This window comes from Faecalibacterium sp. 7 (assembly GCF_049562865.1).
Classification (GTDB): domain Bacteria; phylum Bacillota; class Clostridia; order Oscillospirales; family Ruminococcaceae; genus Faecalibacterium; species Faecalibacterium wellingii.
Genome location: NZ_CP186911.1, coordinates 965,757 through 989,714, shown reverse-complemented (window position 1 = coordinate 989,714; position 23,958 = coordinate 965,757). Strand labels below are relative to the sequence as shown.

Below are 23,958 nucleotides of genomic sequence, written 5' to 3'. Positions count from 1 at the left end.
TTTTTCCGGACATGAGAAAGGAGAACTCTATGAACGCAAGTATCGAAGCAAAAAAGGCTGAGGCCGTTGAGCGCATGAAGCTGTGGGGCATCTACCCGCCCATTATCAAGTGCTTTGAGCAGGAGGGCATCGTTTCCGAGAGCGCTCCTCCGCTGGGCACCTGCAGCCAGCTCGAAGGAGAGCAGCTTGAGCGCGTCAGAAAATTCGAGGAAAAATATAACGCGGTCGTTTATCATGTGATCCACAGCTTTACGAATATCGGTGAGCTCGAGAGCTATCTGTTCGTCAGCGACCGCCCGGATGAGTGGGAAACGGACCGTAAGGACCTCAAGTCCGGGCAGCCACTCGCGTGGGTCTACAACTACGATGAACCCGACTGGCCGGAGCTTGGGTATATCGGTGTTTCGCTGACGACGGCTGCGGGCCTCCGCAGAACCTGGTAAGGAGGGATATTTCTATGTATCACGCTGATCTGCACACTCACACCATCCATTCCGACGGCGAGTATACGCCCGCGCATCTGGGCTTGATGGCTCTTCAAAGCGGCATCCGGTATCTGGCGTATACCGACCACAACTACAGTTATTCCCCCGCCGAGCTGAGCGACCTTCGCCTGCAGTTCCCCATGCTGCGCATTCTGCGCGGCTGCGAGTTCAGCTGCTTTTATCGCACCGCCGACCAGCGCCGCGTGGAGATCCACATCGTGGGCCTGAACTTTGACCCCGACTGCCCGGAGCTTCAGGCTGTGCTTCGCCGCAACCAGCCCGACCGCCGCAGCTACGTTACCAAGATCCTGAACAAGCTCGACGCGCTGGGCGTCGGCATCGGCACCTACGAAGACCTCATGGCCTTCTGCAACGGCCCACAGCATCTTGGCCGAATGCACATTGCCCGCAGCCTTGTGGCCCACGGCTATGTCAAGACGGTGGATGAAGCGTTCGACATATACATCGGCAGCTTCGGCCAGCGTCTGGCCTATGTCGAGTCGGAGCTGGACTATGCACCCATCGAGAACGTTCTCTCTGCCCTGCAGAAGGCACAGGGCATCGCCATTCTGGCGCACCTGTTCTTCTACCCGCTGGACGATGCCGAACAGCACCGCCTGCTGCGCACCTTCAAAGCGCTGGCAGGCCCCTGCAGCGGCATGGAGGTCTACTATGGCCGCTACACCGACGAGCAGCGCTGTCATCTGGCCGCACTGGCGGCGCAGTACGACCTGCTGCCCTCGGCGGGTTCCGACTTCCACGGCCCCGGCGACGGCAACGCCACCCATGACGGCGGGCTGGGCCATCACTTCCCCGCTTCGGTCTACGAAGCGCTGGAAGCCCGTCAGCGCGAGGTCTACGGCGTCGTTCATGACTAAGCGTTAAACACAACATATCAAAAGGCCCGGGAGCTGTTTCAAAACAGCTCCCGGCCTTTTCTGTATCCTGCTTTATTTTTTATCGTTTCAGCCGTCGGCACCAGTCCTCTGCCGTTGCCAGCATCTCATCCATCGAAATGCGCTGCTCCGGGTCCGGTGCTGTCGCCCGTAGCAGCAGGCGGTTCACCTCTGCTCGCATCTCCCGCGGGAGACCGCTCGGGACGCTCTCGCCCTCGGTCAGGGTCTGTATCTCTCCCAGAAAGTCCAGCGGACGGCCCAGCCGGATATTCTGGGCGGCGATAGGATACAGCATGCTCAGCAGCAGCCATCCTGCCAGAAGGACATCCGTCTTTTCGTCTGCGGGCCCCGGGAACGGATCCGGGACATAGAATCCCGGCCCTGGACCGCAGGGAGCCGCGCTCTCCCCTGTCTTCCGGGCAGAGCTGACATCCACAAAGGACACTCCACGGATGCTCCCCCCCGCAAGGTTCCCTTTCACGAAAACATCCCCGATGTCCAGCTTTCCCATGACCCATCCCGCATCGTGCAGCTGGCGCAGGGCAAGCAGGATGTCCCGGAAGACCCGCATGGTGACAGCGGCCGCCGGTACCGCACAGCTCCTTCCGGAGCCGGGGCTTCCCTCCTGCCTGCGCAGATTCCCGAAGGGATGCTCCGGGCTGCGGGGCCAGGTACACTCCTGCATCAGCGCCCGCAGCGGGAAGCCCGGCTCTGCGGTCATGCCGTCCATTTCCAGAAAGACACCGAGCGGTCTCTGCCATTCCGTGCCGTCCGGCAGGCGGAGCGTGCCGACATACAGGGGCTTTTTTTCCGGTATGACGCACCGGACACTGCAGCAAAGCTTCCAATTTATCTGCTGTTCCCGCTCTGCCTGATGGCGCAGCCAGATATAGAACCGGCCCCGCCTCACCTCCTCTGTGGAGTACTGCTCCCAGCCATTCAGCACAGGCGCACTGTCATGCCGCACCCAATGGCCCGGGAAGAACTCCTTCATCACGATGACCCGGCCGGTATTCCGGTCGAATGCTTCGTAGAACAGGGCGTTCCTGTTTTCTGCAAGGGGTGACCGGATCACGATCTCCTTATTATTCAGGAAGATCACGGTCGTTCCGTCCGGCAGCGGCTCACGTTGGGCTTCTTTTGATCCTATCATCTCTCAAACCTCCTGTGTTCGGGCCATCCGGTCCCGGGGGCCTGCGGGCCTCTGCACAGATCAGAGCGAAAAACGGCTCTCTGCCAAAGTTTTTCCCTGAGATTTGTGCGGTCTGACGAATGGACTTTCCATTCCAGGTCGTTTATAATGGAACTCCGGACCCGGCACTTCTGCGTCTATTTTACTTTCCGGGAAGCCTTTCTTCCATGGAATAAATTTTTTGCGCCGGGGCCGCACACTCTCTGAACCGAAGGAAGGAAGTGGTCTCATGACCGGAAGCTCTACATTTTCAGAACTGCTGGCGCGGGAAACAAAGGACTGGATCGACGAAGAAATCAGCAAGGGCAACGAAGCCTGGAACGCACGGCGGCCCATCGACGGCCTTTCCAACATCCATTGGGACCTGGTCATCCATGCTGCATCACAGCTCAATGAGCATCTGACCTACTCCGGCCAGAACATGACGCCGGGCATCTTCCTGTGCCGCTGCATCCAGACGCACTACCCGGAGCTTCTCCGCAAAAACGACGGCACCACGGCACAGACCAGCGATCTTGTCCACTGCGCGCCGAAAGACCTGAAGCCCTGGTCGGAAGACATCATCCGGACCGCCGCCGCGAATCTGAAGCTCCTGTGCCGGGAAGAACTTGGCTGCGACGCCCCCGGCACTGCCTGGAGGTCCGTCCTCAAACGGTCCATCTCTTACCGCCGCATGGGCAACCGCCAGGAGGCCTACCATGTCGCGTTCCTGCTGAAAATGACGCTGGAAGAGATGCAGCGCTATTTTCTCCTCACCCGTCAGGAAGGTTTCAGTCTGCGCGACCCGCTGGATATCGTCTGCTATACCTTCAAGCTGTTCGACAAGGGTCAGGACCATGCAGATTCTTTCCACTGGCATGACGTGACTGACCTTCTGCAGAGCTATCTGGATGAGTGCAAAAAGGCCGACGCTGATACAGGCAAAACCACGCCGCCCTCCTCCGGGGACAAAAACAAGGGCGGCACCCTTCTTCTGGGCAGCGATATCCGAAAGCTTTGTGACAATATGCACCGCACCCAGGACCCCACTGTCGATATCCCCGCGCTCCGGCGGGACCTGCTGGCATATCTTGTCGCCCACCGCCGGGACCTTGTGGAGATGAAGATTGACCGGGTCCCCCTGCCTCAGGGCCAGAGCTGCCTTGCGCTCCGCATGGGCTACCCTTATTCCCACACTGTCCAGAGGGAGCTGAGCATCCTGGTCGGTTATCTGCTGGTGCTGTACGGCTGCTGGAACGCGGTCGTTCAGGCTGCGGTCCCGGAGCGGCAGGACGAACTGATGCTCCCCTGCGAAAAGGGTGCCGCGCCAAAGCTGCTCTCCGCAGAGGATTTTGTGGATGTCCTGAGCAAGGCATCCATGGACCACCTGGAACCACTGAAGGAAGCGTTCCAGAACAAACTGGACACAGACTCTTTTCAGGCATCCTCTCCCGACAGGCTCACGCCGCAGGACACCGCCCTCCTGATGGGCCGGTGGCTGCTGCGCGCCACTCTGTGGGATGTGGAGGAAGCCAAGTCGGCGCTGCAGCTCCTGAACGATTTTCTGCTCTGCGCAAAAGAGCTCGCCCCCTCCTTTGCTCCCGCCCCGGCCTATCCGGAAAGTGCCCGGAGGACCAGCGCTGCGGTCTGGAACATCGCCGGTCGTCTCCACTGCCGGAATGCGCTTTCCGCCCATATCACCGCCGGACCGGACACAGCCACAGACGCATCCGGCTGGGCCGAATATCTCCATAAACTGGGGCAGGAACTGATCAAAGTTTCCTCCGATCCCAAAAATTTCCGCGACCGCACGGCCTGCGGCATCCTGGACCCGAGCCAGCGCAGCGCCCTCCAGTCCGTGTTCACTTCCCCTTCCAGCTACGCTCCCTATCGGGCGATCTATTCGGCGGACCGCGAAGATATCAGCTACAAACGCGTTCAGGACCATCTGGAAATGAGCCTGCCGAACCTCTGTTCCAAGATCTCGCGTACACTGGAGCGGTATTATCCGAATGCCGAGGATCATACTTCCAGAAAGAGACCGACCGATGAGCAGAAGCTCGACGGCTGGCAGGAGAACATTGCTCTGGGCAGCAACCTGCTTTCCCGCGATGATATCCTGCAGCTGTTCTTTTTCCTCATCCTTGCCATCTATGACTGCTCTGCGGCAGACCGCGGCAAGGCTCCCGCAGAGTTCACTGCGGAGCATGTCTGGCTCGATGCCATGCGCGATAACGCCGAGGACAAGCTGGGCGGCCCGGGCCGCACCACCGGCAGCTTTCTGGAAGACGCCCTGTCCGCCAGCGTTTATGTGGAGCTTGAGTGCCTTCTGGAAGAGCCGAAGGCCGGTAAGGTCACGTCGGACCAGACCGCTATCTTCTGCCGCCTCTACAATTTCCTGCTGGACAGTCTGTCCGATGCCAGTGGGACCAACTGGCACCACATCTACTGCCCCGCCTATACCGACCGGTTCTATGTGCTGGCCGGTGCGCTGGCCACGGCGGTGCCGCAGTCCCGCCGGACACTGGGCCTTATGATGGGCGTTCACCGCCAGAAAAGGCTGAAACCCGCCGACAAGAAAAAAGGTTCGGCCAAAGGCTCCCGCGCCGCCCCGAAAAGCTGAAAACTTATTCCTTAGATTCCCTTCTTTTCCCTGTGTTACACTCAAATCGCCGCAGGATCGGGCCAAAATTCTGGCTCTGCGGCGGTCGAAGGTCACACAAAAAGGAAGGGAGTTTTTTATGTATTTTTTTCTGCATGTCCTGCCGGAGGTCGTCTCCGCGGTGTTTTCGTTTCTCGTGGAGTGGTTTTTGTTCCAGGAACAGCCCGCGCTGTACGGCGGGACACTGTCTCCCCTCGTGACTGCATGGCTCTATATGGCCATGATGCTGGCCGTGTGGCTTCTCCCGATTTTCTATGACGCCTGTCGGCGCAAGGGCGGTATGATAAGCACCGCGCTGAACCTGCTGCCCGCCGAGATCATCTTTGGAGGTGAGTTTCTCTACCGCCTTCCCCTCGTCGGGGTCGCCGTGCTTCTTTTGTGCGGTGTCGTTCTGTGGCTGCTGTGGTATGAGTGCTACCGCCGCAATATGGACGCTTGGGATGCGGGCAAACGCGGCGTCGAATACGATATGCTTCGCCGCAGGAACCGCCGGGCCGCCGTGCGGATCTTCGTGCTCATCACCTCGCTTCTGCTGCTGATCCCCAGCCTGTACGGCATCCATGTGCTCCGCGCCGATCAGGCCCGGACCGTGACAGCCTTTTACGAGACCTATTATGAGACCGATTCGTCCTTCCTCGTTGATCTGGAAGCCAGCGGTCTGCTCGGCAGTCTCTGAACTGCCCCGCGCAAAGAAGGGCTCCTTCCCGGATGGAAGGGGTCCTTTTTTCTATATGGGCTGTCTGGACAGCAAAAACCGCTGCGGCACTTCCCTTGGATGCCGCAGCGGCTGTCGAACTTTATATTTATTATTTCAAGGAGGAAAAGTCATGTATGAAAACCAAAGCAATTGAAGGGAATTTTATCATCTATTATGGAAACGGTTTCTATCTATGAAAAGGAGGGCAGGCAAAATATGTACAAACGAGTTCAATTCATCACACGGCTGAACCTTCAAGGGGGACCGTGGCTGGGACTGCCTATTCGGTTCGATGCGATCATGCGCGTCATACGGCAATGCGCCTCCTTTCTTTGCATTTTCTCCCCTCGGGGAGTATGGCTGTATTATACATTTTCTTTTGCGGCCTGTCAGACGGAATAAATTTTCAGCGTTTAAATGTTATTTTTATGCAGTGGCGATTTTGTGCTGCAGAATTGCGATGTAGCATTTTCTCCCTGTACGCAAAAGCACCTTGAACCCAGAACAACATTTGTTCTATCGGGTTCAGGGTGCTTATTTTTTGCGTCATTTATCGTATTTGTATATTTTTCATCACAATAAACTTTTGGCATCATTAAAATTTATTCCCGTAGTCGGCCGCAGCCATCTATGCTTGTATAGAGTAGGAATCATTTTCGAAGCGTTTCCGACCGCAGCGTTCCGGGAAAATCTCAAAATCTTCCATCTTTCAGAAAGAGGTGAATTTCATGACAAGACTTCGCCGGGTGTCCCCGAGCCAGACCACCAAAGACAGCATCATCGTTCCACACAACACCAAAGGTCAGCCCGTTGACCCCAATACATGGGAGCCCCTTGTGAAGGGGCAGATCGATGTCGGCCATAACTACCAGTTCGAAGAACGGGTCATGCGCAAAGCAGCCGAACGAGTCAACATGTCTCAGGCAGACTACAGCAAGATGATGAATGACCCCAAGCTGTACCGTCTGGAAACCCGCCGCAACAACCGCTCTCACAAATTTGAATGTCCCAATTACTCCGAGCAGGTCCATGCAGCTTTTAAAACCATCCGGCAGTTCTACAACAAGCAGCGCTCTGCCCAGCGGGAAGCGGTAGTGGAAGCCCGTCTCAAGGCAAAGTACGGCAACAAGCCGCATTACAAGAGCACCGTGCAGCATACCGACGGCAAACACGCCATCATCGGTTACTCCACCGGTCATCCCGCGCACCGCAGCGCCCAAGGTTCCCGCAGCCTGTCCGACATCGCGGCTTCTCACAAAAGTGCAGCTGCCGCCCACAGCAAAAGCTCGGGCAGTTCTCTTTCTCTCGGTTCCATTGCCGCATCCCATCAGGCGGGTTGCAGCGGTCACGCCGTCGGCGGCAGCAAGTCCGGCGGCCACAGCAGCGGTGTTGGACATTGCAGCAAGTCTGGCGGTCACGGACGCTAATCACATTTTTCAAGGAGCTTTTATGGAAAATTTACGTGTACTCTCCGGCAGCGTTGCCGTGCTGAACGACATTCCTGCCCGCTATCTGCACCCGAGCGATTCTCCTGCGCAGTCTCGTGATTATCTGCTCCCGGGTTACTTCCATGACCAGTATATCTCCCTGCACCTGCCGGAAAACTCCCTCACCACCGGTACGCTCTTTCTGGGGCAACCCCGCTGCGGCAAGACCAACACCATCTTCCTGCTGGCAGATCAGGTGCTGAACCATATGGGCCCGGATGATCTGGCCGTTTTCTTCGACATCAAGGGCGACTACCAGCGTGCCTTCTATGAAGAGGGAGATCTGGTGCTGGATTCTCTCAGCAGCCGTTACGTCTGGAACATCTTCGACGAGCTTCTCCCTTATAAAAACAACAGCCTTCTGCTGAAGATGCGCGTTCGCGAACTGTGCAGCTATCTCTACGAGGAAAGCGCACGCGACGCGGGCCAGAACCGCTTTTTTGTGGACGGTGCGCAGGCCGTTACCGAATGCCTGCTTTTGTGCCTGCTGCAGTCTGACACGGCTGACAGCGAGCTGAACAACGCCAATTTTCTGCGTCTGATCGGCGGTGCTGCCCCTTCCGATGATACCACCGACCAAGCGCTTGACCACACCTATGAGGAATTTCTGAAAGTTCTGAATTCCGACCCGGATTTTTACAGCGCGCGCATGTATCTTCCGGCCGACCCGGATGCCCGCCGCGAAGGCTACGGTGTTCTGAGCGAGATCTCCCGCATGGTCCAGCGTGTCTTTGTGGGTTCGTTTGCGCTGGCAGCGCATCCCGAACGTTCCATCTCTGCCGAGTCGGTGGCACATCGTCCCGGCCCCACAGTGCTGTTCCTGAACTACCACCCCGACTACTCCCGCAGCCAGACCTACGCTTTTCGTTTTTTCGTGGACAGCCTTATCGCCAATCGCGGCCGCTTCCATCACGGCCGCGGCCGCACCTACTTCTTTCTTGACGAACTTGCACGCCTGCCCAAGCTGCTGTATCTGGAACCTGCCATGACCCTGATGCGTCAGGCCAACTGCTGCATCGTGGCCGGCCTACAGACCGTCAGCCAGCTTTACAGCGTTTACGGCGATCGGGAAGCACAGACCATTCTGGGCGCTTTCCAAAATCTGTTCGTTTTCAACTGTGATGAACCGAGCCAGACCTTTTTGCAGGGCAGAACGCGCAGCGCTCTGGTACAGCAGCGCTTTGTGCGCGCCGACGGCCGCATCGACTACACCGCGCCTGCGCCCCGCCGCTGCATCGAGTCTTGGGATTTTACCGGCCTGCAGCAGGGCGAATGCTTTGTTCAGCTGGCCGATTCTTCTCAGCCCTTCCGCTGCCGCTTCACCAAAAACTGCATCGGTTAGACCTTCAACAGGAGGAAGTTTATGGGTATTTTTGCAGATATGCTCCTCGCTGCCGGGTTGCGCCGGCATGATCAGCATGTCAATCACATTTCCAACAGCTTGTTCGGTTCCCTGCCGGAAAAGGGCCGCTGCATCCTCTGCGGCGGTGTGGACAGCGGCGAATTTTCCAATGCAAAACAGATCAAGCTTCACGCCTTTTCTTCCCGGCTGCAGCGTGCCGCCCGTAAGAGCCTCCCTACGCTGTGCCTTTACTCCGGCACTCTGCCGTCAGAGGGGCCGGACGCCGCCGTTCGGCAGCTGCGCGAGCAGTATCCCGACAAGGTCGTGCGGCTGGGGCAGGATATCTCCTACCTGCCTTTTGACCGCAATGTGGATGTTGAGGATGCCATGCGCATCCTTTCGGGCCCGGTGCACATTTATGTGCAGAAAGCGCAGGCATCTCCCGGTGAGATCCTTTCCTTCCTGCGGACCATGCTCCAGCTTCTGCACGAGCACTGGCCCCCGGAGATGTTCACCTTTTCCAATCTGGACATCATGATGCAGAGCTTTGGCAAAAATGCCGCCGAATTCCTGAGCACTCTGCCGCCCGACGCTGTTCAGCAGGCAGAGCATTCCCTGAATCTCAGCTGGAGCACCGGCGTTGACGGCTTCTGGAAAGCATTCCGCAGCCAGTGCGCCGTTCTGGGACCGCCCGGCGTGCGCCGCCGTTCTCTTTACTCCTGTCTGGCCGACGGCAAACTCTGCGTTCTGTGCTCTCCCCCTGCCGGGCAGGAGATGCTCACCGCCGCTCTGCTGGGCGAGATGGAAGTTTTTCAGAAGTGCCGCCGCGACTTCTGCCTGATCGATTACGACGTTTCCTGCAAAACGCTGGAATCCTCTTCCCTTTTACAAACTGCGCCGGGGCAGATGCTTTTCATCGGCAGCACCTTCCAGGGTCTGGGTCTTGCAAACTGCATCATCCTTCACCCCACACTGTGCTGCCTTGGTGTCAGTGCTCTGGACGCCAACGATATCTTCAAGATGTTCATCACCAACGGTATCGTACATCATGTCACCGTCGGCTTGGGGCACCATGCGGCCTTTACGTTTGCCGGAGTGCAGGAGCCGCCCATTCCTCCCGACCGGCTTCTGACCGCAAATATCCACGACGGCAGCGCACTTATATTATCCGAAAAAGGTTCAAAATTTATTTCCCTATTATTTTTTGAAGCGTAGTTGTTTAATAGCATCACAACAAATCCATGGGAGTTTTCATCAAATCATGAAAAAGTGTGTCAAATGCCATCGCACCTTTCCCGATACCGCAGCGATGTGCCCAGACTGCGCGTTATTCCTGATCGAGGATGTCACGCACGATCTTGGGCAGGAACACCCCGCACCTGCCCGCCGCCGGGTGGTTTATCCAGAGCCTTCCCCGGCACCCCCTGAAGCAGCGGCTCCGTCCACAGGCGGTCTCCACTTCACAGCCAGCGAAGAGCGCACGGCTCCCGCCCCGGCACCCCCTGAAGCAGCACCCAGCCGCAGTGTCCCGCTGCGTCGGATGCTCCACCGTGCCGCTCCCCTTCTGGTGCGGCTGGTGCCCGTGGTGCTTCTTTTGATCATCCTTCTGTTCATCCTCGTCAACTGGGCAGCGATCCGTGCTTTTTTGCAGTGCATCTTCATCGGCGCGCTGCTGGGTGCGTTCATCATCCCGCTTCTCCCCGCCTTTTTTCACGGACATGTGATGCTCTCTCCCGGTGCCTACACCGCCGGTGCTGTTCTGGGCGCTGTTACTGCCTTTGCCATTCAGTATAACATTTTGGATGTCAGGGGCGCGGTCAGCCGCTCAATGAACGGTGGCCTGCTGGATATCCTTGGTCCTTCTGCCATCGTGCTTCTGGGCATCTGGATCATCCTGCACAGCGTTCGCCGCTGACCCACACTTTTACAGATTGGAGGTCTACTCATGATGAATCTGCTCGAACTTTCCAAAGCGACCGGCCTGCCGCCGGAAGACCTTCGCGGGATCCTGCACGACCGCTACCACCGTGTCGTTCTTCATGAACTGGCACCGGTCAACACCGAAGCCGAGACCGAACTGCTTGCCGAATATGCCATTCGTTCCCCTCCCCATCCGGCAAAAAAGCAGCACCCCCGTAAGCCCAGCCCCGGCCCTGACCGTGAGCGCCAGCGGACCGAGACCCTTCAGTTTCTGCGCCGCGTTTCAAATCACGATGTGTTCATCGACACCTGTAGCCTGCTTCACACCGGTTTCTTTCCCTTTTACGCGCTCTATCGTAAAGCGGTCTCCCGCCCCCTCTGCGTTCCTTATGTGGTGAAGCTTGAGCTCGAGAAAAAGCTTCATGACCCCCGGCTCCATACACAGGCCAGCCGTGTGCTGGAACTCATCCACCGCGACAACAACATCATCCTTCTTGGCGGTGACGAGGACCTGCGCCGCAGCGACTGCGGTAGGAAGCGTGTCCATGCAGACCCGGTCTTTGTAGAGAAGCTTCTCTACCTGCGCAATAACGGTCATTCTCTCCTGCTGATCACGCAGGACAAGGCCATGACCGCAGACATTCTCGAGATCAACAATCTGCGATCACGTCATTCCAAGGCAGTCGTACTGGTCAAGAAGCTGACCCCGGATGGTTTTCTTGCCGACTCTCAATAACCGATCAGGAGGAAACCATATGAGTACTACCCTTCGTACCCTTTGCGAGGAATATCATCTCTCCACCCCGGATGGCACCAGCGCTTTGCAGAGCAGCGGCATTCTGGTGCTTTCGCCAGACGCTGAACTTCCTGCTTTTAAAGAAGGTTCTTATCGCAAGATCCTTTCTTCTGCAGCTTCGCCGGGTCCGCGTACAAGCCCCAAGCCGTCCAAACCCTCCTCGACGCCGCCGCGGCCGTCTCCTTTTTTGCCGGCCAAGACACCCCTGGGCGCAGCACCCCGGGCCGCCCCTGTGGATCACGAACAGCGTCAGCGCGCGATCCTGAGCCGCGACCTCATTATCATTACCTATATGTCACTCCGCAAACCGCAGACTGCCAGCATTCTCTATCAGGTGCTTGAGTTGAAGGTCACACAGCGCACTCGCACCCAGCTCGTGCTGTGCAAGGCCGCAGCCGACGCTCTGGAAAAGGATGCGCAGCAGTTCCCGGTCCTCGAAACGGTCGCTTCTCATGTTCAGCAGCTGAAGCAGCATCATGCGCTCCACCTGCTGAACGGCTCGCTTGCCTGTGAGAACCAGCTGCTGTCTGCCTTTATCAAAAAGCAGGATCTCAGCACCTCCATTCTTGTCCTTGGTACGAACCGCAGCCTGCATATGTTCATTGAACACCGCAATCAGGTAAACCAGACAAACCCCGGTTATCGCATTATTTACGAGCGTGATATCGACAACAAATCGCACTTGGCCAACCCCGCCAAACAGCGTCCGGCCTTTCCCGACCCGGAAGGCAAGACCAAAGCGCCCTATCCCGAAAGCTCTGCTCTGGCAGCTGACCGCATCCCCCGTGAAGGCGGTACCGCCTACATCCTAAAAGGCCGTGAGGATACCGGTTCCTATGAGCCAGTCCAGCTTGGCAAGCGTCTCGGTCTCGGCGGCGAAGCGCTGGTGTATCAGCTGCCGGACGGCAAATGCGCGAAGATCTTCAAAAGTAAAAACAACTCGGTCATGAAAAAAGAGAAGATACGCATCATGGTACGCAAGCTCGGTGCCATGCGTGCCGTAGACGCCGCTTTGATGAGCCGTCTCGCGTGGCCGGAAAAGATGCTGTACAACGAGCAACGCGAGTGGATCGGCTATATCATGCCGGCCTTCTCCAACACACATCCCTTTGCCGATTATAGCTATGATACCTTCCCGGCGCTGATCCCAAACGTCAGCAAGGCCGATCAGATCCGCATGAGCGTGGCTCTGACGGAGCTAGTGGATTTTCTCCACTACAACAACATTGTCCTCTGCGACATCAATACCAGCAACATCCTGTTTGACAACGATCAGAATGCGTATCTCATCGACCTTGATTCGGCTCAAGTTGCTTTCGAGGAGAAGGTCTTTCCCACCAATGTCGGCCTGCCCGACTACCTCTCGCCCGAGCATATCCGTAGCTGTACGTTCGATTTTATCAAAAAGAAATGTGATGACGTGTGGATTCTGCAAAACCTTATCTTCAAGATCCTCACCCCCTGTGGTCACCCTTACAGCTCTTCTATTTACTGTGAGGATGACCGCGAGTATGTCGAAAAAGGCATCTACCCATTTCAGTTCGACAAGCACCCTGCCGAAGAAAAAATTCGCGGAGGTCCATGGTATAACGTCATTTCCCACCTGCCTTATTACTTGAAGGAAGGCTTCTGGGAAAGCTTCCACGGCGAAGGCAAATGGTTTCACGAGAAAGAGCGTCGGCCCGTCAGCTATTGGCTGAACATTCTGGTTCGTTACCAGGAAGATCTGCCCGCTCTTACTGCTTATGACGCAGAAAGCGGCAAATACCTGCCTTCCCGTGCCAAAAAGGCACCGCCGCCCAAAGCAAAAGTGATCTCGAAGGAAAGCAGCAGCCTTGCAGATTTCAACGAGCTTCTCAAGAAACTGCCGCTTGAGGCAAAAAAGAACAAAAGCTGGGACAGCATGGTCTGATTCCCTATCGCAGGTTTTCAAAAACAGCATTTTGCCGTTTTTTGATTAAAAAATATCATTTATACGGAGGATTTTAATCTTATGGCGATCAAGAATATTCTGGGAAACCCCAACGTCCGCAATTATATCGCTGCCACCAAACAGCCGGTGAACGTGATGAACACCAATAAACGCGGTTCCGCCTCCATCGTGATCGACACATCTGGATCCATGAACCCCTACCGGGATCTGCTCAAGCGCCTTATCTGTGAATTTTATGACGATGTTCTGAAGGATTCCATTGCCAGCAACATTCTTGAACTCTCAATCATTACATTCAACAGCGATGTCTTCATTCTCCAGCCGATGTCTGAAGTCAAAGCGCAGGAGAAGAAAGGCAAAGATATCGACCTTCACTGCGAAGGTTTGACTTTGACCGGCTGTGCCCTGCAGGTCGCGCTGCTCCAAATGGAGCAGCGCATCGACCAGTTCCGCCATGCTTCTCCGGTTATTAAATACACCGCGCCCATCCTGTTCCTTCTCTCGGACGGCAAGCCCGAGTACACCCCCGAACTTCGTGATCAGGAAGAAGCCGCTATGGCTTGGAGCAAGAAATACATCAAAGAGCAGGTTGCCGCCAACAAGCTCGTAGTCATTGCAGTAGAGATCGGCCGCAACTGCAACCACGCATTGATGCAGGAGCTTACCGGTCTGCGGGATGACCGCCATGTTCTGCGTGCCGATAACGCCAAATCTCTTGTAGACTTTTTTAAGTTCTCCAGTTCTATGTTGGTAAGCTGCTCTAAGTTCAAAAATGCATGTGAGGAGCTCAACGAAACCGATCTTCGCGACTATAAAAATTTTGCAGAACAGTAAGGAGGAAGCACATGTTCACCTACTATAAAACCTGCGACTTCCGCAAGACCGGCCTGCATCACACCCTGCAGCACCGCCCCTGTGAAGATCACACTGCCATGCGCATCGGCCCCGGCGGCTGCACTGCCATCACCCTTGCCGACGGAGCAGGCTCCTATTCCAAGGCTGACACCGGCGCGCAGATCACCAGCGCTGCCGCAGCCAGCTATCTGGCTGTCCACTTCGACGCCCTCTGGAAGATGGCTCCCGAGGATGCAGCACAGCACATCCTTCACGCTGTCCTGCACGAGCTGGCCGCAGAAGCCGCAGCCAGCGGCATCGACCTCAAAGAATACTCCTCCACCCTTCTGGCCGCAGCCGCTGTGCCCGATGGCCGTTACGGCCGTTACCTGTTATTCCATGTTGGTGACGGCGCTCTTATCGGTCTGAACAGCTCCGGCACCTGCCGTGTTCTCTCCCGCTATGAACACGACGGCCCTTCCAACCTCACAACTTTCGTAACGGTGCCCGACACGCCTTACTTTCTCCAGCAGGGTCATCTGAGCGAAAGCGGACTTTGTGGCTTCGCGCTTATGAGTGATGGTGCCGAAGAACATCTTGTAAATGAACTGGGCTGCGACCCCCACGTCCAGCTGATGCTGCAGCTGTTCTGCTTTCTGCACAAAGGCGCCATGCAGGAAGATCTGGAAGGGCTCTGCCATCTGATGCAGAGCAGCGGTGCCGGAGACGACCTTTCCTTCCATCTGCTCGCCGACACGCGTTTCGTCGGCCGTATGTTCTCGGCCGTTCCTCCCGCATTCCGGTGCGACGTGCTGGAGCTTCCCGCCGTGGGCCGTCAGGTCAAGTGCCTTTCCAAGGTGCTCAGCGCCGTGGCACTCCACCCGGAAGGAATCACCTTGCGGCAGCTGAGCCGTGCGCTCTATCTTCACAGTCCCCGTGCTGCCAAGCGCAAAGCGCAGCGCCTTGTGGATGCCGGCCTGCTTACCCGCAGCGACGGCGTGCTCCGCATCGCAGAATGACACAACATATTTTACAGAAAGGGCCGTTCACTATGATCATCATTGCTGTCTTCGTGATTTTCTTCGCCATTTGCGCCATGGCCTCCGGCAGTTCTTCCCACTCTTCTTCCGGTCAGAAGCCCTCTGCACCGCTTAAGAGCACCTCCAAGCCCGCTGCTCCCACCCACATCAACCGCGCCGCCCGCACTCCCATCACCAAACAGAACTTTCGCCAGAATCTGAAAACCCTGACCGACCGCGAGGACCTTCATCTCCAGACGACTGCTGAAGTCAAGCAATACATCGCTGCCGCAAAAAATTATAACACCGTGTCCCGTAAGGCCTTCCATCGTGCGCCTTCTTCCCCGCAAATCAGTATCGACATGACTTGGGCGGACGACCTGAGTGACCTGCTTCAGCAGACCGACATGCTCTACTCCAACGTCATGCTCACCTGCAACAAAAAACTGAGCTCTGACCGTTTTCAATATTATAACAATCTTTATTTCCGCAGCTTTACAGCTGCTGACCTTTGCCACGCCAAAGGGAAAGAGATAGAAGCCTGCCTGAACCGTGAGATCGACCCGCTGTTCAAACGCCTGAACGATCGCAAAGACCCGGCGCATCTGCAGAAGAGCGATTATGAACAGCTTTGTTCCATTGCGAAGAACATGCGCAGCATCAAGAGCTTTCTTTTTGACCGCCGTAACCAGCTGAACCGGCAGACGGCAGTCATTCGGCACAAAATTGGCACCGATTGTGGACGAGGGGGCCAAGCGTGGGAAGCGAGCATCTTGGCTTCGAAAGGAGCACGCTAAAATGCAGATGTCCCGCCTGCGTTACGACCGACTGAGCTATGATACCAGCGGCCTGCTGGGGCCGCCGGGCCGCTGGCTGCTCTGGTTTCATGGCTGTTGCCGCAGCTGTCCAGGCTGCATTGCCGCGGACTGGAACAATGCCGACGCCGAGTATGAACTCAGCTTTCAGACCCTTACTCGTCTGCTGGATGCCCACCCGGATGCCGAGGGCATTACCATCAGCGGTGGAGAGCCGTTTGGTCAGAGCGCCTTTCTGGCTGACCTGACCGAACATCTCCACCGCCACGGCCTTGGCATCATCGTCTACACCGGCTTCACCCTTAGCGAACTCAGGGCTATGAAAGAACCCGCCGTCGAACGGGTGCTGGCCGTCACCGACACCCTCATCGACGGCCCTTACCGGGCCGAGCTGGACGACGGCAAAGCTTTTCGCGGTTCAGCTAATCAGGTCATCCACCACTTAACACCCCGCTACCGCGCCTATTTTTCTGTCCCTGCAGAACGCCGCACCACCATCCAGAAAAACGGCGGCGTCTACAGCCTCACCGGTATCCCCACTGAACGCGCCAAAGAAGAGTGGCTCAGCCTTCACCGCAAATTTTCAAAAGGAGAGATGATCCCATGATCCTTCATTCCACGCGCCCGGCCGTTTTTGTGCTTGCCATGGACGACTGCGAGGTGCAGGCAAGCAGCGGCGGACTGCCCAATTTCTGTTCTGTTCTCTGGAAAAACAGCGATGGCCCCGAAGCCCTCGCGCAGGACCGCCCTCTTTTTCAGCGCTGCTGCTGGCAGCTCGACCTGTACGAGGAAGACCCTTCCAATCTTCTTGTGCAGGCCTATGATGGCGGCTGCGCGATGCCCCCGCTGTGCATCGAAGTGCGCGGCAAACAGGAGAGCACTGAAGCGGTCTTCTGCTTTCCAGACGGTTCTCACTCTGAAGTTTATCCGATCGCCTGCCCTTCTTCTCTGCGCATTACGAGCGACCGTGAAGGCGTCCTTCAGGTCGAGTTTCTTTCCATCGTGGACGCCCCCGCACAGCCGGACACAGAGCCTGCGCCGCTGACAACACCGGATACGGGCGTGCCTGATCCTCCCGGTCAGGAAAGTCCTCCTCTGCCGGAAAAAGCTCTGGTTCAGGCACAGCAGGAACAACTGACCCGCCAGCAGGCAGAATTGGCCCGCCTAACCGCCGAGCTGGCCGCTTTGAAGCAGGAAAGCGGTCAGCTTGCGCAGGAGATCCAGCTCAAGCAGTCCGACATCGCAGCAGCCCGCAGTCTGCTGGCTGACCGCGCCGCTGCAGCCCGTTCTCTGCAAAAGGAGCTGGAAACGGTTCTGGACGCCAGTGGTCTGGATCAGGACACTCTGCGCTGTTACACCGGCAAGGACGGCGTCAACGCCCTGCTGCAGGAGTCGGAATCTCTGACCGCCCGCATACAGGCCGCCTTGAAAACGCTCATCCAGCAGCGCACTCAGGAGGCCGCAGACCGCTTTCAGTCTGTGACTTAAAGGGGGTGTTTCAATGGCATCCCCTCAACAGGAGATCCAGCAGCTGCGCCGCCAGATCGCAGATGCCAACCGCACCATTCAGGAGAACGAGTCCCGCAATCAGGCCGCCTTGTGCCGAACCATCACCGAGCTTCAAAAGCAGTACGAAAAAGCACGGAACGACCAGCAACAGGACTACGCTGCACGGCTGCGCCGCATCGAGGAAAGCTTCAGCAATGTCTATATCCGCGAAGCCGAGCGTTCCCGTCAGCAGTACCAAGCCCTTCGTGAAAAAGCAGAGGCCTATGAACAGCAGCTCTCGGAACAGATCCGCGCCCTGCAGAACGAGCAGGACCGCCTGATCGCCGAAGCCGACGCCCGGAACTTTGCACTTCGGCAGAAGGCGCAGAAAGCACTGACTGGTCTGGAGCGGCAGATCGCGGATGCATGCGCACTGCCAGTGGACGTCTTTTTCCCGCATTGCATACAGCATTACATCGAAGCCGGCGAGGAAGCCAAGGCCCTGCTGCAAGCCAGGCTCTACACTCTGGCTCTCTCCAAGGCCGACTGTGCCCGGCTCTTTGTTACCCGCCTGACAAGCGAAACGCAGGCCCGTCAGAATGAGCTGGAAGCGCTCTTTCTCCTTTACCGGCAGAGCTACGAGGTTATTTTGCAGCATCTCCATTCTGAGGAGACACGCTGCTTATCCGACCCGGACGGCAGCGTTCTTCTGCAGCTCAGTGAGCAGGACACCAGCTATTGGTCCGATCAGCTCTACACCGAACTGTCCACCACGTTGGATGGCCACCGTGCCGTGCTGGATGCAGGCATCAACGGCTGGCTCAAAAGATGCGCAGGTCAACCGGTATCGCCTACGCTTCTGCTTGATCAAGAGATCCAGAAGCTGAACGCTCTGCCCGACAAGCTCGGTTTATGCATCTCCTACGCGCTCTCTGCCTGTGACAGCTATAACCATACCGCCGATCTGTTCGAGTCTGCAGTCGGCCTGCTGAAAAGTCAGGGTTTTGCTTCCGAGACAGTCACTTACGGTGCCTGCCGTCCCGGCAACAACATCTCCGAAGGATATGCTCACTACCAAAAAGCTTCCCTTTTTCGCGCGCAGTGCCATACGCCCGGCGGTGCGCCCGACTACCGGGAAGAACGCATGCTCACCATGACCAAGCGCTACCCCGGCACTACAGAACATGACACCGTTTTCCTTTACGCCATCCCGCTTCGGCAGGCGGCCACCGTGCGTGCAGCGTTTCTGCTGCAGCTTGAGACCCGTTTTCTCCCGCAGGAGCGCGCCGCACAGATGGCAAAGAGGCTTTCCAACCTTACCGGCCAGCCGGTCACAGCCGCCCAGCGGGCTGACCCGCTGCCGCTGCAGCCGGATCGCCCCATGACACTGCAGACCGCCGAACAGCTCACTGCCACGGTCAACGATGATCAGGCCGTCAATAAATACAGTTCCGACATCATCTGATTTATAAAAGAGGAGTTTCTTATGAGTGCAGACAGCTTTATCCCTCTCGCCATTGCCGGTGCCTTCTTCTTCGCCGCCCCCATCGTTATTGCCGGTCTCGCCGTTGCCGGTGCTGCAGCTGCCGTTTCGGTCGTTGCACAGACTGCAGCTGACGCCAGCCGCAAGGCCGCCGCTGAACAGGCCAGCCGCCAGCGCGAACAGCAGGCCCGTCTCGCCCGCCAAAGCGCCGAAGACCAGCAGGCCATCCGCGCGCTTCAAAGCCGCTATACGGCTCTGCAGAGCCGTCAGCGTGCCGCTGCCGACGCGCTCAGCCAAAACATCGCGCAGGCCGCGCAGAAGGCCGCCCGTGAACTACACGCTTCCGGCAAGGCCACCGCCGAAAATGCCGCCAGCCTGCAGCGTACTGCTCAGGCAAAAGCCGAGGCGCTTTCCCATAAATGGAGCACCCAGAATGACGCCCTGCTGGCCCAGTACAGTGCCGACCTGCACGCATCGTTTCAGGAGACCCGCACGCAGCTGGAAGCCCGCAAGGCAGACCTGAGCCGCCTGCACAGCACCCTTGCAGGTGATGACGCCCAGACCCGCCGTCTTGCGCAGGAGCAGCTGGACACAGCCCGCATCGCCATCCAGAGCTTTGAAGTTGAGTTTGGCCGCTCCCCTGCTGCAGAGGACTACCACCGCGCTGTGGAGTACTTCAATGGCGGTCTGTATGAAAACGCCCACAGTTTGGCTTCTGCAGTGGCTTTAGACGTTTACACCCAGCTTGAAAAAGCACTGGTCCAGCAGGCGAAAGATGACTTCCTGCGCACTGCCATCCACACCATGGTGCGGACTGGTCAGGCGCGCATCCATGCGCTTGAGAACTGCACCGTGCCGTATCAAGGTGTCGAATACAACGAAGACCTCACTCGCTTTGTGCCGGATGTTTTCGCCGCACTGAAAACCTGTCTGCAGCAGCAGGAACATGCGTTGGAAAGCGCCAGCTCTGCAGAGCTGGCCAAAGCCCGCGCCGATGTCAGTGAGCTGCTGCAGGATGTCGATTGTGCCACACGCACGGCTGCACGGCAGATGATCTATGCCTACAGCGAAAACGATTCCGGCGAACTCGTACAAAGTGCCATGTTCCAGCAGGGCTACACCTGTACCGGCTATGCCTATAAGCATCGTCTGGAAGGCCAACCCCTGCATATCAACTTCGAGAAAGCGCTCACCGGTGAAAAGGTAACTGTGGAACTTATCCCTGACGACCATGGTGTGGCCCTGAACGTACACAATTTCGGCCGTCAGGCAGGCACCCCCATGAGTGCTCATGCACAGGACACCCTGCGTAATAATCTGGTTGCGGCGCTGAACCAGAGCGGTGCACTTCGTGTGCCTTGCCGCGCAAGCTGTTCTAACAGCGGCGTTTCTTCCTCCGCTGCTCAGGCTGCAGACCTGCATGCCGTCAGCCAGTGAAGCCTTTGGAAAGGAGTGAAACTTGTCTATGAGCCGTTTCAGTGATGCTCTTCATCGCGGCAGCGGCAGCAATGTTATCCTGCTGCAGTGCAGTGATGTCCGCGACATCATCATCCCCCGCGACCTCTGTCCCCGCGAATTCTATGTTGCATTGACGGATTTCCTGCGTCAGGCAGGTTTTGACAATGTGGTCTATTTCGACCCCGGCCTTGCTCTTGGCAAATATGTCTATGACGACCAGTCTGCCCGTTACAGCATCCCCGGCAACGAGACCGCTCCGGCCGCTGCGCCGGCAGCACCCGCCGAAGGAATGCCCCGCTTTGGCCGCCCCCGCAAGCCTGCTCCTTCTGGTAAGACCCCGGCACCGGCTCCGGCCAGCACACCGGAAAGCCCCGAAAAAAAGCTTATCTACCAGCAGAAGAATCTGACCCCAGAGACCCTCTATGCCGAATGCGACAGCTTTATGCGCAATACCACGTATCGCACTGCGGTGGTCTTTACCGATCTCCACGCCTTCATGGCAAGTGATCCTTCCGTCTCGCGTTATAGTTCTCTGCAGCATGACAAATGGAGGGGGGACAACCTGCTGATCTTTTTGCAGAAACAGCCCATGAGCTGTGAATTTGCGGGGCTTTTAAAGACCCGCAGCTGGTTCGACTTTTTCTTCGAAAGCTGCGGCGAGAACCGCTTTGTGCCAAAAGCCAACGCAGTTTTTTCCATCCGCTCCTTTGGCATTGATGAAACCATCCATCTGCTGCGTCGTCGCCAGCTGCTGAACGGTTTAACATTCCCCGATGGCGTCCGCGCCGCCGCCGACAAGCTGCTCTATGCCCAGCGCCAAACAGCCTCTGACCACGAGAGTGGTTCCGCTCTTACGCTGCGTGCGCTGGACAGCCGCATCTGTCAGCAGCTGGACCGGCCCGGTGCTTCCCGCATCTTCGACGATGCTTTTCTGAGCATGCTCCTTGGTCAGGATCTTCGCAAGCTTGCGTTTGACCCATGGTATGTCCTCGAGCACCGCGCCGGATGGGAGAGCGTCACCGCTGAGCTGCACCGCATTCTGAAACCCGTCGAAGCTTCTCCGGCATCGTCTGAACCCCACGGCCTGATGACCGAGCGTTTCGAAGGATCCGGCTCCACAGTCTGGCCCACCTGTCCGCATCTGCCCGGTATCTTCCTCGCCGGAAATCCCGGGACCGGTAAAACAACTTCTGTCCATCTTATCGGCCGCATCGCCCATGATGCGGGCCTTCTTCCCATTGGTCACGTTGTCACGGCCAAGGCCAGCGACCTCATCAGCGATGTGATCGGCGGCACGGCCATCAAAGTAGACCAGATGGTCGAAAAAGCCGAAGGCGGCATTCTGCACATCGACGAAGCCTACACCCTTTGCCGTAACCACAGCAGCAACAGCGGCAGCGGCAATATCTTCAATCAGGAAGCAATCGACGCCATTGTTAATTTTATGACCGACGACACCCGCCATGTCCTGTTTATTTTCTCTGGTTATTCTTCTTCCAAAGGAGAAAGCACAGACGGCATTCAGGGTCTCTTCCAGATGAATCCCGGCCTGAAGAGCCGCATTACCGAGCAGAATGTTCTCACCATTCCGGACTATTCGCCGGATGTCCTGCACAAGATTTTTAATTCTGCTCTGGCAAAAACTGGTTACTCCCTTGATCCCGCCATGCCCGATTCTTCCATTCAGACATTGATGGAGAACATATATCAGTCCCGCGACCAGCACTTCGGCAACGCAAGATTTGTGGAGAAAGAACTCATCGAAGGGCAGCTCCTCCCTTCTGCCGTAAAGCGCGGCAGCCACACCATTCAGCGCGAAGATTTCGGCAAATGGGCCAGCCGATTGGAAACCATTACCATGGACTCTGTCCGCAAAGAGTTCGGGCACTTTCCCGGGCTGGACGAAACCGGCCTGCCCATTCTGGACCGTTATCTGAATTACCGCAAACGTCTTCGTGCTGAAGGGACCAATGACGGCCGGATAGAGCACATCGTTCTGGTGGGGAACCCCGGCACCGGCAAGACCCAGCTGGCCAAATTGCTCTGCCGCGCTCTGTACACGGCTAATCTCCTCAGCCGCAGTGATCCCATCGAGGTCACGAACACCTCCTCCATTCGCCCCGACCAGCTGCAGGAGGCCGCCGAGCAGGCCGTCCGGCAGAACACTCTTCTGTTCATCGACGAAGCCCACCGGTGCAGCGCGCAGAGCATTGCTGCCCTGCTCAATCCCATGACCGAAGATCATCGGCTCACCTGCGTGTTTGCCGTCCAGCGCAGTCAAGAGGAAAACTTTTGGAAAATGGATTCCAGCCTGAAAGAGCGTTGTATCGTCCATTATCTGCCGGATTATACCACCGACCAGATGATGGCTATTTTCAAGAGCAAGGCAGACGCAGCCAGTTATGTCTGCAAAAGCAACACCGAAGCTGCATTGCGTATCCTCTTCAAGAACTGGTACGATACCAGAGAGTCCACACCGGACTTTTCCAACGCCCGCGCAGTGGTGCGGCTTTGTACCGAAATGGAAAACGCTTATTATGGCCGCTGTTGTGAAGAGCAGTTCACCCAAGAAAGTGTCCATTGGCTCGAGCCGCAAGATATCCCGGAAGCTTACTCCCAGCTGATTGCCTCCCAGAGCCATCAAATCACCTTTGAGGAAGCCATGCAGGAATTCGACAACTTGTACGGCATGAGCGAGATCCGCAACTGGATCAAAGCTATTTATCGCTCCGTCCAATATAAAAAAGAACGCAATCCGGACTTTTCCTTCTTACTAGAACATCCTGTTTTTGTGGGTGCACCCGGAACTGGCAAAACATCTGCTGCCAAGATTTTAGGTAAGGCATTTTACGCCCTAGGGCTTGTCCCCAGCTCCCGTTTCTGCAGCTATAAGGCCAACAATCTCATCGCCGGCTTTATAGGGCAGACTGCGCTCAAAACAAAGGATGCATTGGCCCGCGGGCGCGGCGGCGTCATCTTCATCGACGAAGCCTACGCCCTTGCCTATGATGCTAACAGCCCCGGCGATTCTTACAAAAAAGAGGCCGTAGAGTACTTGCTGACATTTGCTGAGGAAAGCCGCAAGGATACAGTGATGATTCTGGCCGGGTATGATGCTGACATGAACCGGTTCATGGAAAGCAACGTCGGCCTGCACGACCGCTTCACGAAGGTGCATTTCCGCAGTTTCAGCGATGAAGAATGTGCACAGATCCTCCTGCTGCAACTGAAACAGAAAAACATTCCCCTCGCAGAGAGCTGTCTGGACGCAGCTCGGGAGCTTCTCGCCGGTATCACTAAGATTCCGCAATTCTCCAATGCCCGGACGACCCGCAACATCGCTGAGGAGGTGTGCCGTGCGCATATCGCCCGGATCCAGACCGCCAGTGCCGACGAGCCCGACGTTATCATTCCGGAAGACATTTATTCCGGTGTCTCCACATGGCATAAAACACTTTGAATATTGTCTTTT

At 57.0% G+C, this 23,958-nt stretch carries 20 protein-coding genes; 19 read left to right on the top strand and 1 reads right to left on the bottom strand.

Annotated features, from left to right (window positions below; translation table 11 throughout):
- The first annotated feature begins 29 nt into the window (after window positions 1-29).
- Both ACKXF7_RS04900 and ACKXF7_RS04895 read left to right on the top strand, forming a co-directional pair.
- Window positions 30-443: a hypothetical protein gene (locus ACKXF7_RS04900; RefSeq protein WP_417947231.1), complete on the top strand. Its 414-nt coding sequence runs from the start codon at window positions 30-32 to the stop codon at window positions 441-443.
- Between the two features lie 14 nt (window positions 444-457).
- A complete protein-coding gene (locus ACKXF7_RS04895) occupies window positions 458-1,363 on the top strand; it encodes a hypothetical protein (RefSeq protein ID WP_423742303.1) in 906 nt (301 codons plus the stop codon).
- Between the two features lie 79 nt (window positions 1,364-1,442).
- Here ACKXF7_RS04895 and ACKXF7_RS04890 read toward each other — a convergent pair whose 3' ends face one another.
- Window positions 1,443-2,534 (bottom strand): hypothetical protein, encoded by a 1,092-nt coding sequence (locus ACKXF7_RS04890; RefSeq protein ID WP_423742302.1) that lies wholly within the window; start codon window positions 2,532-2,534, stop codon window positions 1,443-1,445.
- A gap of 268 nt (window positions 2,535-2,802) precedes the next feature.
- On the opposite strand from ACKXF7_RS04890, the gene ACKXF7_RS04885 reads away from it, so the two are divergent.
- The 17 genes from ACKXF7_RS04885 (at window position 2,803) to ACKXF7_RS04805 (ending at window position 23,946) form a co-directional block, all read left to right on the top strand.
- On the top strand, window positions 2,803-5,175 hold the full coding sequence (locus ACKXF7_RS04885) for a hypothetical protein (RefSeq protein WP_423742301.1): 2,373 nt from the start codon (window positions 2,803-2,805) through the stop codon (window positions 5,173-5,175).
- Between the two features lie 118 nt (window positions 5,176-5,293).
- Window positions 5,294-5,890 (top strand): hypothetical protein, encoded by a 597-nt coding sequence (locus tag ACKXF7_RS04880; protein WP_423742300.1) that lies wholly within the window; start codon window positions 5,294-5,296, stop codon window positions 5,888-5,890.
- A gap of 32 nt (window positions 5,891-5,922) precedes the next feature.
- On the top strand, window positions 5,923-6,108 hold the full coding sequence (locus ACKXF7_RS04875) for a hypothetical protein (RefSeq protein WP_418265136.1): 186 nt from the start codon (window positions 5,923-5,925) through the stop codon (window positions 6,106-6,108).
- 531 nt (window positions 6,109-6,639) lie between these two features.
- On the top strand, window positions 6,640-7,338 hold the full coding sequence (locus tag ACKXF7_RS04870) for a GH-E family nuclease (RefSeq protein ID WP_348584755.1): 699 nt from the start codon (window positions 6,640-6,642) through the stop codon (window positions 7,336-7,338).
- Window positions 7,339-7,360: 22 nt separating this feature from the next.
- The gene (locus ACKXF7_RS04865; protein ID WP_423742299.1) at window positions 7,361-8,740 is read left to right on the top strand and encodes a type IV secretory system conjugative DNA transfer family protein; all 1,380 of its coding nucleotides are present in this window, start codon (window positions 7,361-7,363) and stop codon (window positions 8,738-8,740) included.
- A gap of 21 nt (window positions 8,741-8,761) precedes the next feature.
- Window positions 8,762-9,955, top strand: a complete 1,194-nt coding sequence (locus ACKXF7_RS04860; protein WP_423742298.1) for a hypothetical protein — start codon at window positions 8,762-8,764, stop codon at window positions 9,953-9,955.
- 46 nt (window positions 9,956-10,001) lie between these two features.
- The gene (locus tag ACKXF7_RS04855; protein WP_418265139.1) at window positions 10,002-10,655 is read left to right on the top strand and encodes a hypothetical protein; all 654 of its coding nucleotides are present in this window, start codon (window positions 10,002-10,004) and stop codon (window positions 10,653-10,655) included.
- A gap of 30 nt (window positions 10,656-10,685) precedes the next feature.
- Window positions 10,686-11,396 carry a hypothetical protein gene (locus tag ACKXF7_RS04850; RefSeq protein WP_423742297.1) on the top strand — a complete coding sequence of 237 codons (711 nt, stop codon included), beginning with the start codon at window positions 10,686-10,688 and terminating at the stop codon, window positions 11,394-11,396.
- Window positions 11,371-13,368 carry a protein kinase domain-containing protein gene (locus ACKXF7_RS04845; protein ID WP_423742296.1) on the top strand — a complete coding sequence of 666 codons (1,998 nt, stop codon included), beginning with the start codon at window positions 11,371-11,373 and terminating at the stop codon, window positions 13,366-13,368. The genes ACKXF7_RS04850 and ACKXF7_RS04845 overlap by 26 nt, the downstream gene beginning before the upstream one ends.
- 81 nt (window positions 13,369-13,449) lie before the next feature.
- Window positions 13,450-14,223: a vWA domain-containing protein gene (locus tag ACKXF7_RS04840; RefSeq protein ID WP_423742295.1), complete on the top strand. Its 774-nt coding sequence runs from the start codon at window positions 13,450-13,452 to the stop codon at window positions 14,221-14,223.
- Window positions 14,224-14,234: 11 nt separating this feature from the next.
- On the top strand, window positions 14,235-15,242 hold the full coding sequence (locus tag ACKXF7_RS04835) for a protein phosphatase 2C domain-containing protein (RefSeq protein ID WP_423742294.1): 1,008 nt from the start codon (window positions 14,235-14,237) through the stop codon (window positions 15,240-15,242).
- Window positions 15,243-15,274: 32 nt separating this feature from the next.
- Window positions 15,275-16,039, top strand: a complete 765-nt coding sequence (locus tag ACKXF7_RS04830; RefSeq protein WP_423742293.1) for a hypothetical protein — start codon at window positions 15,275-15,277, stop codon at window positions 16,037-16,039.
- Window position 16,040: 1 nt separating this feature from the next.
- Window positions 16,041-16,664, top strand: coding sequence for a 4Fe-4S single cluster domain-containing protein (locus tag ACKXF7_RS04825; protein ID WP_418265145.1), 624 nt, complete (start codon window positions 16,041-16,043; stop codon window positions 16,662-16,664).
- Entirely contained in the window at window positions 16,661-17,545 is an 885-nt protein-coding gene (locus ACKXF7_RS04820; protein WP_348584745.1) for a hypothetical protein, read from the top strand. The genes ACKXF7_RS04825 and ACKXF7_RS04820 overlap by 4 nt, the downstream gene beginning before the upstream one ends.
- A 13-nt stretch (window positions 17,546-17,558) precedes the next feature.
- Window positions 17,559-19,010, top strand: coding sequence for a hypothetical protein (locus ACKXF7_RS04815; protein WP_348584744.1), 1,452 nt, complete (start codon window positions 17,559-17,561; stop codon window positions 19,008-19,010).
- Window positions 19,011-19,031: 21 nt separating this feature from the next.
- Complete coding sequence (locus ACKXF7_RS04810; protein ID WP_423742292.1) at window positions 19,032-20,465, top strand: hypothetical protein; 1,434 nt, start codon at window positions 19,032-19,034, stop codon at window positions 20,463-20,465.
- 28 nt (window positions 20,466-20,493) lie between these two features.
- Entirely contained in the window at window positions 20,494-23,946 is a 3,453-nt protein-coding gene (locus ACKXF7_RS04805) for an AAA family ATPase (RefSeq protein ID WP_423742291.1), read from the top strand.
- Window positions 23,947-23,958 lie beyond the last annotated feature (12 nt).